The organism is Streptomyces iakyrus, from assembly GCF_000717055.1.
Lineage (GTDB): Bacteria > Actinomycetota > Actinomycetes > Streptomycetales > Streptomycetaceae > Streptomyces > Streptomyces iakyrus.
Map to the genome: position 1 here is coordinate 80,329 of NZ_JNXI01000006.1, position 15,489 is coordinate 95,817.

Annotated in this window: 12 protein-coding genes and 1 riboswitch; of the genes, 6 read left to right on the forward strand and 6 right to left on the reverse strand. The window is 72.0% G+C overall.

Features of this window, described 5'->3' with window-relative positions:
* Positions 1-34: 34 nt before the first annotated feature.
* The 4 genes from OO68_RS12275 to OO68_RS12290 form a co-directional block, all read right to left on the reverse strand.
* A complete protein-coding gene (locus OO68_RS12275; RefSeq protein WP_033308331.1) occupies positions 35-715 on the reverse strand; it encodes a response regulator in 681 nt (226 codons plus the stop codon).
* A complete protein-coding gene (locus OO68_RS12280; protein WP_033308332.1) occupies positions 715-2,388 on the reverse strand; it encodes a sensor histidine kinase in 1,674 nt (557 codons plus the stop codon). The genes OO68_RS12275 and OO68_RS12280 overlap by 1 nt, the downstream gene beginning before the upstream one ends.
* Before the next feature lie 111 nt (positions 2,389-2,499).
* A complete protein-coding gene (locus OO68_RS12285; protein WP_033308333.1) occupies positions 2,500-3,444 on the reverse strand; it encodes a ferredoxin family protein in 945 nt (314 codons plus the stop codon).
* A gap of 53 nt (positions 3,445-3,497) precedes the next feature.
* Positions 3,498-4,757, reverse strand: coding sequence for a citrate synthase (locus OO68_RS12290; RefSeq protein WP_033308489.1), 1,260 nt, complete (start codon positions 4,755-4,757; stop codon positions 3,498-3,500).
* A 110-nt stretch (positions 4,758-4,867) separates the two neighbouring features.
* Between OO68_RS12290 and OO68_RS12295 the strand changes: the two genes are divergently transcribed.
* The gene (locus OO68_RS12295) at positions 4,868-6,028 is read left to right on the forward strand and encodes a citrate synthase (RefSeq protein ID WP_033308334.1); all 1,161 of its coding nucleotides are present in this window, start codon (positions 4,868-4,870) and stop codon (positions 6,026-6,028) included.
* A gap of 181 nt (positions 6,029-6,209) precedes the next feature.
* Entirely contained in the window at positions 6,210-7,274 is a 1,065-nt protein-coding gene (locus OO68_RS12300) for a CobW family GTP-binding protein (RefSeq protein ID WP_033308335.1), read from the forward strand.
* On the opposite strand, the gene OO68_RS12305 is transcribed toward OO68_RS12300, so the two are convergent.
* Positions 7,271-9,724, reverse strand: a complete 2,454-nt coding sequence (locus tag OO68_RS12305) for a DNA gyrase/topoisomerase IV subunit A (protein WP_033308336.1) — start codon at positions 9,722-9,724, stop codon at positions 7,271-7,273. The genes OO68_RS12300 and OO68_RS12305 overlap by 4 nt on opposite strands.
* A gap of 381 nt (positions 9,725-10,105) precedes the next feature.
* Here OO68_RS12305 and OO68_RS12310 point away from each other — a divergent pair, with 381 nt between their 5' ends.
* From OO68_RS12310 to OO68_RS12325, 4 genes are all read left to right on the forward strand, one after another.
* Positions 10,106-11,449: a M16 family metallopeptidase gene (locus OO68_RS12310; RefSeq protein ID WP_051814600.1), complete on the forward strand. Its 1,344-nt coding sequence runs from the start codon at positions 10,106-10,108 to the stop codon at positions 11,447-11,449.
* Complete coding sequence (locus tag OO68_RS12315) at positions 11,446-12,834, forward strand: M16 family metallopeptidase (protein WP_033308338.1); 1,389 nt, start codon at positions 11,446-11,448, stop codon at positions 12,832-12,834. Before OO68_RS12310 ends, OO68_RS12315 begins: the two co-directional genes overlap by 4 nt.
* 190 nt (positions 12,835-13,024) lie before the next feature.
* Positions 13,025-13,189: riboswitch (cyclic di-AMP (ydaO/yuaA leader) on the forward strand.
* A 12-nt stretch (positions 13,190-13,201) separates the two neighbouring features.
* Positions 13,202-13,990: a M23 family metallopeptidase gene (locus OO68_RS12320; RefSeq protein ID WP_033308339.1), complete on the forward strand. Its 789-nt coding sequence runs from the start codon at positions 13,202-13,204 to the stop codon at positions 13,988-13,990.
* Between the two features lie 188 nt (positions 13,991-14,178).
* Positions 14,179-14,874 carry a GntR family transcriptional regulator gene (locus OO68_RS12325; protein WP_033308340.1) on the forward strand — a complete coding sequence of 232 codons (696 nt, stop codon included), beginning with the start codon at positions 14,179-14,181 and terminating at the stop codon, positions 14,872-14,874.
* Between the two features lie 166 nt (positions 14,875-15,040).
* Here OO68_RS12325 and OO68_RS12330 read toward each other — a convergent pair whose 3' ends face one another.
* Positions 15,041-15,322 (reverse strand): HPr family phosphocarrier protein, encoded by a 282-nt coding sequence (locus OO68_RS12330; RefSeq protein WP_033308341.1) that lies wholly within the window; start codon positions 15,320-15,322, stop codon positions 15,041-15,043.
* Positions 15,323-15,489 lie beyond the last annotated feature (167 nt).

A 15,489-nucleotide genomic window follows, 5' to 3' on the forward strand; every position in this document is an offset into this window, starting at 1 on the left:
TCGCCGGTTCGTGGAAACGCCGCGGGATGTCGCCTCAGCCGCGGGTCGCCCACACATAGCGGTGCTCCGGGCGGCCCGCGTCGCCGTACTTGAGGGTCAGCCTGGCCCGTCCCGTGCGTTCCAGGAGCTTCAGATAGCGCTGGGCGGTCTGGCGGCTCACTCCGGTCCGCTCGGCGATCTCCTGGGCGGACAGGGGCCCGTCCGCGTGCATCAGGGACTGGCGGACCAGCTCCGCGGTGGTGGGGGAGTGGCCTTTGGGCAGGTCGGGCTCCGAGGACGCCGACAGGGCGCCGAAGATGCGGTCCACCTCGGCTTGTTCCGCCTCTCCGCCGCCGTCCAGGGTGCGGCGCAGTTCCGCGTAGGCCTCCAGCTTGGCGCGCAGGCCGGCGAAGGCGAACGGCTTGACCAGGTACTGCAGTGCGCCGTGCCGCATCGCCGCCTGCACGGTGGAGACGTCCCGGGCCGCCGTCACCATGATCACGTCGGTCTGGTCGCCGCGCCGCCGCATCTCCTGGACGACCGTGAGTCCCGTCGCGTCCGGCAGGTAGTGGTCCAGGAGCACCAGGTCAAGCCGGGGCAGCGTCTCCAGCCGGTGCAGCGCCTCGGCGGCGCTGTGGGCCTCTCCGGCGACATGGAAGCCCGGTACCTTCTCGACATAGGCGGCGTTGACCCGCGCGACTCTCACGTCGTCGTCCACGACCAGGACTTCGATCATCACGACCCCTCCTCGGCGGTCTGCGGTGCGGACGGCACGGTCGAAACGGCCGGTTCGGGACCCGGTCCGGCCAGCGCCTCGGGCAGGACGACGGTGAACTCCGCGCCTCCGCCGTGCGCCTCGCCGACCGTAGCGCTGCCACCCTGCCGCTCCGCCAGCCTGCGCACCAGGGAGAGTCCGATGCCCCGCTCGCGGTGAGCCGGCGGCTCCTTCGTGGACCATCCCGTGGTGAAGATCAACTCCCGGTGCTCCGGCGGGATTCCCGGACCCGTGTCGCGCACTCTGAGGATCGCCGTACGCCCCTCGGCGCGCAGTTCGACCTCCACGCGCGCGTGCGGCTTGCCGGCGACCGCGTCGAGGGCGTTGTCCACCAGGTTCCCCACGACGGTGACGAGCCCCTGCGGGTCGACCAGCCGGTCGGGCAGCCGGGTCCGGTCCGACACCCCCAGGGCGACGCCCCGCTCGGCGGCGACGGTCGCCTTGCCGACCAGCAGGGCGGCGAGCAGCGGGTCCTCGATCCGCTCGGTGACCTGCTCCGCGGTGGCCCGGTGGTCACCGACGACCTCGCCGACGAACTCGACGGCGTCGTCGTACATCTCCAGTTCGAGCAGCCCCAGCAGCGTGTGCATACGGTTGGCGTGCTCGTGGTCCTGGGCCCGCAGGGCGTCGATCAGACCGCGGGTGGAGTCCAGTTCGCGGCCCAGCTGCTCCAGCTCGGTGCGGTCGCGCAGGGTGGCCACGGCGCCGCCGTCGTCGGTGGGCATGCGGTTGGCGACCAGCACCCGCTGGCCGCGCACGGTGAGCAGATCCGTGCCGGTGACGCGCCCGGCCAGCACATCGGCCGTACGGCCCGCGCCGAGCGCCTCGTCGGGTGAACGGCCCACCACCGCTTCCCCGATGCCCAGCAGGCGCTGCGCCTCGTCGTTCACGAGACGGATGCGGCCGGTGCGGTCCAGGGCGACGACCCCCTCGCGGATACCGTGCAGCATCGCCTCGCGTTCCGACAGGAGCGCCGCGATGTCCGAGAAGGCCAGGTCCCTGGTCTGCCGGTGGACCCGCCGGGAGATGAGCCACGCCGCCAGCGCGCCCACGGCCAGGGCACCGCCGGCGTAGGCGAGCAGCCCGGGGATCGCGTGGATCAGCCGGGCCCGGACGCTGTCGTAGGCGATGCCGACCGAGACCGCGCCGACGACGGTGCCGTCGCTGTCGCGCAGCGGCACCTTCCCCCGGGCGGAGCGGCCCAGGGTGCCGCTGTCGATCTCCATGACGTCCTTGCCGGCCAGGGCCTGCCCGGGGTCGGTCGAGACGATGCCGCCGATCTGCTTCGGGTCCGTGTGTGACCAGCGCACGCCCCGCCAGTCCATCACCACGATGTACTCGGCCTTGGTGGCCTTGCGGATGCGCTCCGCCTCCCGCTGCACCGGGCCGTCCGGCGAGGGCGGCGTGTCCCGCACGTCCTCAGCCAGGTCCGGCAGCTGTGCGGTCGTCTGCGCGATCGCGAGCGCGCGGCGCATGGCCTGGTCGTCGAGCTGGTTGCTGAGGGGGGCGAGGAACAATCCGGTCGCGAGCACCGCGACTCCCGCGGCGATCGCCACCTGCATCAGCAGCACCTGCGAGAACACCCGCCGGGGCAGGCCGAGGCGCAGGCGGCGTGCGGGGGGAGTGGGGCTCATACCGAAGACCGTACGTGCGCCCGGCCGCCGTCCCTAGACGGGTGTGGCGTGGATCTCCCGGTCAATGTGTACGGAGGCGGCATCAATGTGTGCCCGAGGCGAGCCGGACGGTCAGCTGGCCAGTGAGGTTGTCATCCTCACCTCGCGCACCGCCACCACGTCCATGCGTGCGGGCGTACCGAGGACGGACGCCCCGCAGCTCTCGGGGCGGGCCGGCAGGGCCGCGCCCTGGGCCACGTCGACCTGCCAATGGCGTCCGTCGGCGTGGGCGACGGTCACCTCCCAGCGCGGGGCCGAGCCGGACGTCCGCACGACGCTCAGAGCCTCGGCGTCGTACTCGCCGGCCCTGGTGCGCACGGCGAGCTCGGCTGCTTGGCCGGGCCGGTCCCAGGCCGAGCTGCCCCGGCATCCCTCCACGACGATCCGCCCCTCTCGGGCGCCGTGCAGGACCTCCTTGAGGGAGTGGGCCTCGGCCCGGCCGTACGCGTATCCGTACGGCAGCACGAGCACCGTGGGGGAGAAGCGGTGACCACCCAGATGGGTGACCTCCCAGACGCCCTCGACCCCCGAGGTCGCCAGCTCGGCCGCGAGCGGCCGGCCCAGAAGGGCGCAGCAGCGGTCGCGCTTGCCGTTGGTGCAGACGAGGGCGAGCGGGTCACCGTCGTGGGGCCGGCCGCCGAGCAGCGCGCCGAACGAGCGGTGGTCCCCCCGGCCGAGCGCGGCGAAGTCGAGGCCCAGCAGCTCTCCGGGGTCCGGGGTCGAGGCGCTGTGCAGCCATACGTTGCCCGGCACGACGTGCGCGGCGTACACCCGGCGCGCCGCGGGCATGCGGCGGTCCGCGTGGCGCCCGGGGCGGCGGATGAGCGCGATCCGTACGCCCGTGTCCTTGGTGGCCGCCTCCAGGGCACGCCCCAGGGCGGGGTCCAGGTGGCTCGAGGTGAGCGCCTTGGCACCCCACGGACCGGGCTGTTCCAGCAACAGCCAGGTCCTCGCGGTGGCCGCGGTTCCCGAAACGGGCTCGGCGAAGTCCCGGGAGACGCTTGAGCACGTACTCACAGAGGTGAGCCTAACCTGACTTCGGCCATGGTGACTCACGGGCCCGGCCGGCGCTACTCCGGCAGTGGCTGCGGCGGTTTCGGACCTGCGTAGAGACCGCTCGGGCGCATCCGCAGGGGGCGCTCGCCGTACTCCTCCAGGGCGTGGGCGATCCAGCCCGCCGTCCGGGCCACCGCGAAGATCGTCTCGCCTGCGCTCGGGGCCATGCCGCAGGACACGGTGAGCACGGCCAGGGCCAGGTCCACGTTGGCGTGCAGGGGAGAGTGCCGGGCGGTCGTCTCGACGATGTCGCGGGCCGCGAGGAGAGCGGGCTCCGCGCGCGGGATCTGCTCCAGGAGGGCGAACAGGGCACGCGCGCGTGGGTCCTCGCCGGGGTAGAGCCGGTGTCCCAGGCCCGGGATGCGGCGGCCGGCGCGCAGTTCGTCCGCGATCACGGGTGCCGCGTCGCCCTGGTCGAGCACGTCCATCAGCAGCCGGTGGGCGAGCCCACTGGCGGCGCCGTGCAGCGGGCCCTCGATCACGCCGAGCCCGGCGGAGACCGCGGCGTAGGCGTGGGCCCGGGCGGACGCGGCGATGCGCACCGCGAGGGTGGAGGCGGCCAGGTCGTGGTCGACGAGGAGGGCGAGGGCGGTGTCCAGGGCACGCAGGGAGGCCTCGTCGGGGTCCTCGTGCACCGACAGCCTGGACCACAGGCGGTGGACCAGGGGGCCCTCGTCGCGGAGCCGGTGGCCCGCAGGGGGCAGAGCGGCCACGAGCGTGGGGATGAGGGTGCGCGCGGTGCCGAGTACGGCGCCTTCCGACAGGTCGAACCGCAGGGGATCGGCGGTCGCGGCGGCGATCGTCGCGACCCTCAACAGGTCGGCGGGAGCGGCGTGTTCGGGCAGGGCGTCGACGGCGCGGCGGGCGACGGCGACGGAAGCGGACGGCGCGGTGAACGTGCTGCCCGGGAGCATCCGGCCCGTCCACAGCCACTCGGCGACCTCCTCGTAGGTGTGCCGTGTGGCCAGGTCGACCGCGTCGACACCGCGGAAGAAGTAGCGGTCGCTGTCGATGAGCGTGATGCGGGTGCGGACGGACAGCTCGCCGCCGGAGCCGGAACCGCCGGTGCTCTCCCGCCTGTTGCGCCGGGCGAGTGCCTCGACCTCCCCGGCGTCGAAGGTGCTGCCCCGGCCGCCGCTCACCCGCCGGCTGCTGAGCTGGCCGCGACTCACGTACGCGTACACGGTCTCCGGCTTCACGCCGAGCAGCTCGGCGGCCTCCTTGGTGCTCAACCGTCGTTCCGTGCCCTGGGGGGCGGGCTCTTGATCGCGCATGGGGGCCACCGTATCCGTCCTGCGGACCATTGATTAATATATTGATTCAATCAATATTGACAGAGCTTTAGTCAATCATGGACAGTCGAATCAAGTCCAGGGAGGAAGTCATGTCCGTGAACAGGTCAGCAGCCACTCTTGTCGAAGCGCCCCGGGGGCTTGCCGGTGTCGTCGTCACCGACACCCGGATCGGTGATGTCCGCGGTCTGGAGGGCTTCTACCACTACCGCCAGTACTCCGCCGTCGACCTCGCGCGGACCCGCGGCTTCGAGGACGTCTGGCATCTGCTCGTACACGGCGAACTGCCGGACGCCGAGCGGAGTGCGGCCTTCGCGGCCGAGACGGCGGCGCTGCGGAGCCTGCCCGACGAGGTGCGCGCGGCGCTGCCGGCCATCGCCGCGGCCGGTGGGCGCTCCGGGCCGCTGGCCGGGATGCGTACCGCGCTGTCGCTGCTGGGTGCGGCCAAGGGATTCCGCCCCGTGTACGACATCGACGCCGACCGGCGCCGGAGGGACACGATCGAGGCGGCCGCGGCCGTACCGACGCTGCTCACCGCGCTGCACCGGCTGGGCAAGGGGCTGGAACCGGTGGAGCCGAGGGAGGACCTGACCTACGCGGCGAACTACCTGTACATGCTGACCGGTTCGGTGCCGACCGAGCGGCACGCGCGGGCGATCGAGCAATACTTGATCTCAACCATTGATCACGGATTCAATGCATCCACCTTCACGGCCCGGGTCATCGCGTCGACGGGCGCGGACGTGGCGGCCTGCCTGGCCGGGGCGGTGGCGGCGCTGTCGGGGCCGTTGCACGGAGGCGCGCCCAGCCGGGCCCTGGACACCCTGGACGCGATCGGCACCCCGGACCGTATCGATCCCTGGGTGCGTCAGCGGGTGCTCGCCGGCGAGCGCATCATGGGGTTCGGACACGCGATCTACCGCACGGAGGACCCGCGCTCCCGGATGCTGCGCGAGGTCGCCCAGGGGTTCGGCGGGCCGCGGGTGGACTTCGCCGTCGAGGTCGAGCGTCACATCGAGGCGATCCTGGCGGAGCTGAAGCCCGGGCGGGAGCTGCACACCAACGTCGAGTACTACGCGGGCGTGGTCATGGAACTCTGCGGTCTGCCCCGCGAGATGTTCACCCCGACCTTCGCCGCCGGCCGGTCGGTGGGCTGGAGTGCCAACATCCTGGAACAGGCGGAGGACACGAAGATCATCAGGCCCGTGGCGCGGTACGTGGGGCCGGAGGCGCCGGTGCCCGTGCCGGCCTGAGGGGAAGCGCCGCCGGTGGAGGGCGCGGCCCGCGATTCGTGAGGACCGTCGGCAGTCCCACCCTGACGGTCGTTCACTTCGGTGTGGATCTCTCGGCTCGTATCCTGGGGCGGCACCCCCATTACCCACGTGTGCCGGGAACGCGAGCCGGTGCACGCGTCGGCGCGAGAGAGGTCGCACGGTGAGCCAGCCGAGCCCCACACCGCAGCAGATCCCGGTCGTCGTCCTGGCCGGATTCCTCGGCTCGGGAAAGACCACCCTGCTCAACCACCTCCTGCACCGCAGCGGCGGCAGCCGTATCGGCGCCATCGTCAACGACTTCGGGGCGATCGAGATCGACGCGATGGCGGTGGCGGGAGCGCTCGGCGACTCGACGGTCTCCCTCGGCAACGGCTGTCTGTGCTGTGCCGTCGACGCGAGCGAACTGGACCAGTACCTGGAGCGGCTCGCGGAGCCCTCCCTCGGCATCGACGTCATCGTCATCGAGGCCAGCGGTCTCGCCGAGCCGCAGGAACTCGTGCGGATGCTGCTGGCCAGCGAGCATCCCGGGGTCGTGTACGGCGGGCTCGTGGAGGTCGTCGACGCCGTCGAGTTCCACGACACCCGTGCCCGGCATCCCGAGATCGACCGGCATCTCGCGCTGGCCGACCTCGTCGTCGTCAACAAGCTCGACCGGGCGGCGGACGGCGAACGCGTCCTCGGGCTGGTCCGGTCCCTCGTCGACCGCGCCGCCGTCGTCCCTGCCACCTACGGCCGGATCGACCCCGAATTCCTCTTCGACTGCCGCCCGGGTGAGGAGCGCATCGGGCAGCTCTCCTTCGACGACCTGCACGAGCACGGCGGGGACGAAGACGGCCACGCCGGCCACCTGCACGCCGCGTACGACAGCCTGTCGTTCGTCTCCCGGGAGCCCTTCGACCCGCGCCGGCTGATGACGTTCCTCGACAGCAGGCCCGAGGGGCTGTACCGGATCAAGGGGTACATCGACTTCGGGCCGCACGACGTCCGCAACCGTTACGCCGTCCACGCCGTCGGGCGGTTTCTGCGCTTCTACCCGGAACCCTGGCCGGGCGGCGGCGAACGCCTCACCCAGCTGGTCCTCATCGGCTCCGGGATCGACGCCCCCGCTCTCGGCAAGGAGCTGGAGGCGTGCAGGAGCGAGGCCCCACACGCCGACGAGCACGGCATGTGGGGCGTCCTGCGGTACGTGCGCGATCCCGAGGCGGATCTCGCGGACCCGGCCTAGACCGGCCCGGCCACCACGGCCACCGTCTTCGCCAGGGAGACTCCCGAGCCGTCGCGGCGCGGGTCGATGTCCGGGAGGTCGGCCGGGGTGCCGTTCTTCTGCGCCGCGAGGGCGGGGGCGGGACCCGCCCAGGCCAGGGACAGACAGTCCTCGCCCTTCAGGAACCGCTGGCAGCGGACGCCGCCCGTGGCGCGGCCCTTGCGCGGGTACTGGTCGAACGGGGTCAGCTTGGCCGTCGTCTGGACGGAGTCGTCCAGCGTGCCCCGCGAGCCCGCGACGGTGAAGACCACGGCGTCCACCGCCGGGTCGACCGCCGTGAAGGAGATGACCTTTGCGCCCTCGGTGAGCTTGATGCCGGCCACACCGCCGGCCGGGCGGCCCTGCGCGCGGACCTGGGATGCCTGGAAGCGCAGCAACTGCGCGTCGTCGGTGACGAAGACCAGGTCCTCCTCGCCGGTGCGCAGCTCGACCGCCCCGACGATCCGGTCACCCTCCTTGAGGGTGATCACCTCCAGCTCGTCCTTGTTGGCCGGATAGTCCGGCACCACGCGCTTGACGACGCCGTGTGCCGTGCCGAGCGCCAGTCCCGGCGACGACTCGTCGAGCGTGGTCAGGCAGACCACCGTCTCATCGTCCTCCAGGGAGACGAACTCCGCCAGCGGCGCGCCCCCCGCGAGGTTCGGTGCCGTCAGCGACTCCGGAAGCTGGGGCAGGTCGATCACGTTCAGCCGCAGCAGCCTGCCCGCCGAGGTGACCACGCCGACCTCGCCGCGGGCGGTGGCCGGCACCGCCGAGACGATCACGTCGTGCTTCACGCGCTGGGCACCGGCGTCCTCCGCGAACGGCTCGCCGTTCGCCGTACGGGCCAGCAGGCCCGTCGAGGACAGCAGCACCCGGCACGGGTCGTCGGCCACCTGGAGCGGCACCGCGGAGACCGGGGCACCGCCCGACTCCAGCAGGACCGTACGCCGGTCGGTGCCGAACTTCTTGGCGACCGTGGCCAGTTCGGAGGAGACCAGCTTGCGCAGCTCCGCGTCCGAGTCGAGGATCCGGGTCAGCTCCTCGATCTCCGCGTTGAGCCGGTCCTTCTCGGACTCCAGCTCGATGCGGTCGAACTTGGTCAGACGGCGCAGCGGCGTGTCGAGGATGTACTGCGTCTGCACCTCGCTCAGCGAGAACTGCTCCATCAGGCGCTGCTTGGCCTGCGCGGAGTTCTCGCTGGAGCGGATCAGGCGGATGACCTCGTCGATGTCCAGCAGGGCCGTCAGCAGGCCCTCGACCAGGTGCAGCCGGTCGCGCTTCTTGCCGCGGCGGAACTCCGAACGCCGCCGGACGACGTTGAAGCGGTGGTCGAGGTAGACCTCCAGGAGCTCCTTCAGACCCAGGGTGAGCGGCTGGCCGTCGACCAGGGCCACGTTGTTGATGCCGAAGGACTCCTCCATAGGCGTCAGCTTGTAGAGCTGCTCCAGGACCGCCTCCGGCACGAAGCCGTTCTTGATCTCGATGACCAGGCGCAGGCCGTGCTCGCGGTCGGTCAGGTCCTTGACGTCGGCAATGCCCTGGAGCTTCTTCGAACCGACCAGGTCCTTGATCTTGGCGATGACCTTCTCTGGGCCGACCGTGAAGGGCAGCTCCGTGACCACGAGGCCTTTGCGGCGGGCCGTCACCGGCTCCACCGACACCGTCGCCCGGATCTTGAACGTGCCGCGGCCGGACTCGTAGGCGTCCCGGATGCCGGACAGGCCGACGATGCGGCCGCCGGTGGGCAGGTCGGGGCCCGGGACGTGCTTCATCAGGGCGTCGAGATCGGCGTTCGGGTACCTGATCAGGTGGCGGGCGGCGGCGATGACCTCGCGCAGGTTGTGCGGCGCCATGTTCGTTGCCATGCCGACCGCGATGCCCGAGGCGCCGTTGACCAGGAGGTTCGGGAAGGCGGCGGGCAGGGCCACCGGTTCCTGCTCCTGGCCGTCGTAGTTGGGGTTGAAGTCGACGGTGTCCTCGTCGATCGACTCCGTCATCAGGCTCGTCGCCTCGGCCATCCGGCACTCGGTGTACCGCATGGCCGCCGGCGGGTCGTCGTTGCCCAGCGAGCCGAAGTTGCCGTGGCCGTCGACCAGGGGGACCCGCATCGAGAAGGGCTGGGCCATGCGCACGAGGGCGTCGTAGATCGACGCGTCGCCGTGCGGGTGCAGCTTGCCCATCACCTCGCCGACGACACGGGCGCACTTGACGTACCCGCGCTCGGGGCGCAGGCCCATCTCGCTCATCTGATAGACGATGCGCCGGTGCACGGGCTTGAGGCCGTCGCGTGCGTCGGGCAGGGCGCGGGAGTAGATGACCGAGTATGCGTACTCGAGGAAGGAGCCCTGCATCTCGTCGACGACGTCGATGTCGAGGATCCGCTCCTCGTACGAGTCGTCGGGCGGCGTCTTCGTGCTGCGGCGGGCCATCGCTGCCGGCTCCTCCTGTTACTGGTCGCTCGCCTACGGGGCGTTCCTGCCGGTGAGGAGACGTCGATCGTGCCCGGCCCTTCCGGTCCTGCGCGCGCTCGCCCACTCGTCACCGGCCGCCCCTGCGGCTCGCTCATGCTGCTGCGATCCGGATCTGACGCCGACCATTGTGGACCGCCGCACTGACAAGCGGGACCAGGACCCTGTCTCCGACGCCTGCCGGGCCGTCCGGAGCCCGGCGGGAACGGCCGCCCGTGCTCGCTCTCGGCGTACGCCGCCCGGGAACTTCACCAGGGCTTCGCACGCTTGCATACAGTGGCAGGACCGGCAGGAATCCGCGGTCGGGAAGACCGCTCCGCGATCGAAGGGACGTACATGCCCATGGGTCACACGGCCACAGCCCAGGCAGGCTCCGGGGGCCTGACAGCGACCGAGCACCGCCTGGCCAACGGCCTGCGCGTGGTGCTCTCCGAGGACCACCTGACCCCGGTCGCGGCGGTGTGCCTCTGGTACGACGTCGGCTCGCGCCACGAAGTCAAGGGACGCACCGGCCTGGCTCACCTTTTCGAGCACCTGATGTTCCAGGGGTCCGCCCAGGTCAAGGGCAACGGTCACTTCGAGCTCGTCCAGGGCGCGGGCGGCTCGCTCAACGGCACGACCAGCTTCGAGCGGACCAACTACTTCGAGACCATGCCCGCCCACGAGCTGGAGCTGGCCCTCTGGCTGGAGGCCGACCGCATGGGCTCGCTGCTGACCGCCCTCGACGACGAGTCGATGGAGAACCAGCGGGACGTCGTCAAGAACGAGCGCCGCCAGCGCTACGACAATGTCCCCTACGGCACCGCGTTCGAGAAGCTGACCGCGCTCGCCTACCCGGAGGGCCACCCCTACCACCACACCCCGATCGGCTCCATGGCCGACCTGGACGCGGCGACCCTGGAGGACGCGCGCGCGTTCTTCCGCACCTACTACGCGCCGAACAACGCCGTGCTCTCCGTGGTCGGCGACATCGACCCGGAGCAGACCCTCGCCTGGGTCGAGAAGTACTTCGGCTCCATCCCCGGTCACGACGGCAAGCCCGTCCCGCGCGACGGCTCACTGCCGGAGACCATCGGCGAGCAGCTGCGCGAGGTCGTCGAGGAGGAGGTCCCGGCGCGCGCCCTGATGGCCGCCTACCGGCTGCCGCACGACGGCACGCGCGCGTGCGACGCGGCCGACCTGGCCCTCACCGTCCTCGGCGGCGGCGAGTCCTCCCGCCTCTACAACCGGCTGGTGCGCCGCGACCGTACGGCCGTGGCGGCCGGCTTCGGCCTGCTGCGGCTCGCCGGGGCGCCCTCCCTGGGGTGGCTGGACGTGAAGACGTCCGGTGACGTGGAGGTTCCGGTCATCGAGACCGCCATCGACGAGGAGCTCGCCCGGTTCGCCGAGGAGGGCCCCACGGCCGAGGAGATGGAGCGCGCCCAGGCCCAGCTGGAGCGCGAGTGGCTGGACCGGCTCGGCACGGTCGCCGGCCGCGCCGACGAACTGTGCCGGTACGCCGTGCTGTTCGGCGACCCGCAGCTCGCCCTGACCGCCGTCCAGCGGGTGCTGGAGATCACGGCGCAGGAGGTCCAGGAGGTCGCCAAGGCCCGCCTGCGGCCCGACAACCGCGCGGTGCTCGTCTACGAGCCGACCGCCCCCGAAGCCCCCGCCGACCAGGACGAGAACGAGGAGGCGGCCCGGTGACCGAGCTCGCCACGATGGACTTCCACCCCCGGCCCCAGTCCGGCGACGCCAAGCCCTGGGCCTTCCCCGCCCCCGAGCGCGGCACGCTCGACAACGGCCTGACGGTGCTGCGCTGCCACCGCCCCGGCCAGCAGGTCGTCGCCGTGGAGGTGCTGCTGGACGCCCCCTTGGACGCCGAGCCGGCCGGTCTCGACGGTGTGGCCACGATCATGGCCCGGGCCTTCTCCGAGGGCACCGACAAGCACTCCGCCGAGGAGTTCGCCGCCGAGCTGGAGCGCGCGGGCGCCACCCTCGACGCGCACGCCGACCACCCCGGCGTCCGGCTCAGCCTGGAGGTGCCCGCTTCCCGGCTCGCCAAGGGGCTGAACCTGATCGCCGACGCGCTGAGGGCGCCCGCGTTCGCCGACAGCGAGGTCGAGCGGCTGGTCACCAACCGCCTCGACGAGATCCCGCACGAACTGGCCAACCCCTCCCGCCGCGCCGCCAAGGAGCTCTCCAAGGAGCTGTTCCCGCCGGACGCGCGCATGTCGCGGCCCCGGCAGGGCACCGAGGAGACGGTCGCCGCGATCGACTCCGCGGCCGTCCGCGGCTTCTACGAGAAGCACGTCCGCCCGGCGACGGCCACCGCCGTGGTCGTCGGCGACCTCACCGGCATCGACCTCGACGCCCTGCTCGGGGACACTCTGGGCGCATGGACGGGCTCCTCGGCCGAGCCGCGCCCGGTGCCGCCGGTGACCGCCGACGACACCGGCCGGGTCGTCATCGTGGACCGCCCCGGCGCCGTCCAGACGCAGCTGCTGATCGGCCGGGTCGGCCCGGACCGGCACGACCGCGTGTGGCCCGCGCAGGTGCTCGGCACGTACTGCCTCGGCGGCACCCTCACCTCCCGCCTGGACCGCGTCCTGCGTGAGGAGAAGGGCTACACCTACGGCGTACGGGCGTTCGGCCAGGTCCTCAGGTCCGCCCCGGACGGCACGGGTGCCGCGATGCTCGCCATCAGCGGTTCCGTGGACACGCCCAACACCGGCCCCGCTCTGGAGGACCTCTGGACGGTGCTGCGCACCCTCGCCGCCGGAGGACTGACCGACGCCGAGCGGGACGTCGCCGTGCAGAACCTGGTCGGGGTGGCTCCGCTGAAGTACGAGACGGCCGCGGCGGTCGCGAGCACGCTGGCCGACCAGGTCGAGCAGCACCTGCCCGACGACTACCAGGCCACGCTGTACCGTCAGCTCGCCGCGACGGGCACCGTGGAGGCCACCGCGGCGGCCGTGAGCGCCTTCCCGGTGGACCGTCTGGTGACCGTCCTCGTGGGCGACGCGGCACAGATCAAGGCGCCTGTCGAGGCCCTGGGCATCGGCGAAGTCACCGTCGTCGCGGCCGAGTAGCGGCACGCGCGCAGGGGCCCTGGTTGTCTTCAAAGGCACCAGGGCCCCTTTATGCCCGAATTGATACGGGAGTTGCCTGTCTGCCCTGTGGGATGCGCTACAAACACCGGGATTCGTTTGGGAATTGAAAGTGGCGCCGCTTAGCGTCGTCCGGGCTGTTCGTCAGGCAGTGCGCCGCACCCGCGGCACCGGACAGTCATCGCCGAGTCCCCGTACGGCGCGAGCCAGGGGAGCCGGGGACCCACCGCAGTCCCTGGGGTGAATCGGGCGCCCGCGCGAGTCGCGAGGGAGTCCGTAGGAGACCTTCCTGCTCCGAACCCGTCAGCTAACCCGGTAGGCGAGAGGGAAGGAAAGGACCAGCCACTACATGGCGTTCACTCGCGCCACCGGGAAGCACCGTCGTCCCAGCAGGATCCAGCGCGGCACCGCCCGCGCGGCGGGCGTCGCGGCCCTCGCCACCACCGGCGTGATCGGCACCGTGGCGGCCCCCGCGGCCTTCGCCGCCGAACCCAGCCCCGAGCAGACCGGCCTCACCCCGGTCGTCACCATGGGCGACACCGTGGCCCAGCAGATCGACGCCCAGGCGATCGCGCAGCAGCAGGCCGCCGACGAGGCCGCCGCCAAGCGGAAGGCCGAGGAGGCCGCGCGCAAGCGGGCCGCCGAGCTGGCCGAGAGGGCCAAGGAAGCGGCCGAGAAGGCCCGCGAGGCCAAGGAGCGCGCCGCCCGCGAGGCCGAGCGCAAGCGCCTCAACGCCTACGTGGCGCCGATCTCCGGCTCGTACGTCTCCACCGGCTACAAGGCGAGCAGCGGCCTGTGGTCCTCCGGCAGCCACACTGGTGTCGACTTCCACGCCGCCACCGGCACCTCCGTCCACGCGGTCGGCGCGGGCACCGTCGTCGAGGCCGGCTGGGGCGGCTCGTACGGCAACCAGGTCGTGATCAAGATGAACGACGGGACGTACACGCAGTACGGCCACCTGTCTTCCACCGGCGTCTCGGTGGGCCAGCAGGTCACCCCCGGCCAGCAGATCGGCCTGTCCGGCGCTACCGGCAACGTCACCGGCCCGCACCTGCACTTCGAGGCCCGTACGAGCCCCGAGTACGGCTCGGACATCGACCCGGTCGCCTACCTCCGCTCCCACGGCGTGAACGTCTGACCGGAACCCCGCGCTGTTCCCGAAGCCCCGGCTCCCCGAGCCGGGGCTTTCGGCGTTTACGGCGGCGGCCTGTCCAAAAAAATATCCCTGAATTCCCGATGGCCGTCGGAAATTCCGGCTCATTGCAATAGAGTCACGGAACGGACGCCGCCCGTCGGCGTTTCACGGGGATTAAGGGGAGGTCGGTCATGCGTATTCCCGCGCACTCGGTGTGCACGGCCATCCGGGACGACATCGTCGCGGGCGTCCACGCACGCGGCAGCCGGCTCACCGAGGAACTCCTCGCGCGCCGCTACGGCGTCTCGCGGGTGCCCGTCCGGGAGGCGCTGCGCACCCTGGAGGCCGAGGGCTTCGTGGTGACCCGCCGGCACGCGGGCGCGTGCGTGGCCGAACCCACCGAGCAGGAGGCGGGCGACCTGCTGGAGATGCGCATGCTCCTGGAGCCGCTCGGAGCGGCCCGCGCCGCCCAGCGCCGCACCGAGGCGCATCTGAAGGTCCTGCGCGGCCTGGTCCGGCTGGGCCAGGAGCGGGCCCGCCGCGGCAGCAGCGACGACCTGCGCTCCCTCGGCGGCTGGTTCCACGAAACGCTCGCCCAGGCCTCCGGCAGCCCCGCACTGACCTCGATGCTGACCCAGCTCCGCCACAAGATCGCGTGGATGTACGCCGTGGACGCGCCGGCCAGCCCCGTGGAGTCCTGGACGGAGCACGGCGCGATCGTGGACGCGGTGGCGCGCGGGGACGGCGAGCGCGCGCGGGCGGTCACGGCGCTGCACGCCGAGCGCGCGACGAGCGCGCACCGCCTGCGCTTCGGCTCCGGCCGGGAGCCCGCCGACCGTGTGAGGAACCCGCAACATCCCGTAAACACGGCGAGCCCGCGGAATTAACACGGCGGCCGTATACAAAGAGCAGCCAATTCGTGAGGGCCTCATTCTCCTGCCCGGAAACAGAGAATTCCACAATTCCCCGCTCCATGTCGGCCGGGAATGGCGAAGGGCCCGCCCGGTGAATCGGGCGAGCCCTTCCACGCGCGCCGAATCGGCGCGCGGGACATCAGACGGTCTCGGGCAGTTCCTCGAGACCCTCGGAAACCAGCTTGGCCAGCCGGTCCAGGGCGGCGTCCGCGCCCTCGGCGTCGGAGGCGAGGACGATCTCCTCGCCCCCCTGGGCGCCGAGGCCCAGGACGGCCAGCATCGAGGCCGCGTTGACGGGCTTGCCGTCAGCCTTGGCGATCGTCACCGGGACGCCTGCGGCCGTGGCGGCTCGGACGAAGATGGAAGCGGGGCGGGCGTGGAGGCCCTCGGCCCAGCCGACGTTGACGCGGCGCTCAGCCATGTGTTGCTGCCCTTCGGTGTTCAGGGTTGTCTAGACCAGTTTCCCATATCGTGAAGCCACCGGGAGCGGTCCTCGCGTTCCACTCCCGGGGGGTGCCGTCGGATCGCGGCCTCGACCCGACTGACGCCCTCCACAGACTGCCTGGCGCCACTGTCGGACGCTAGCCG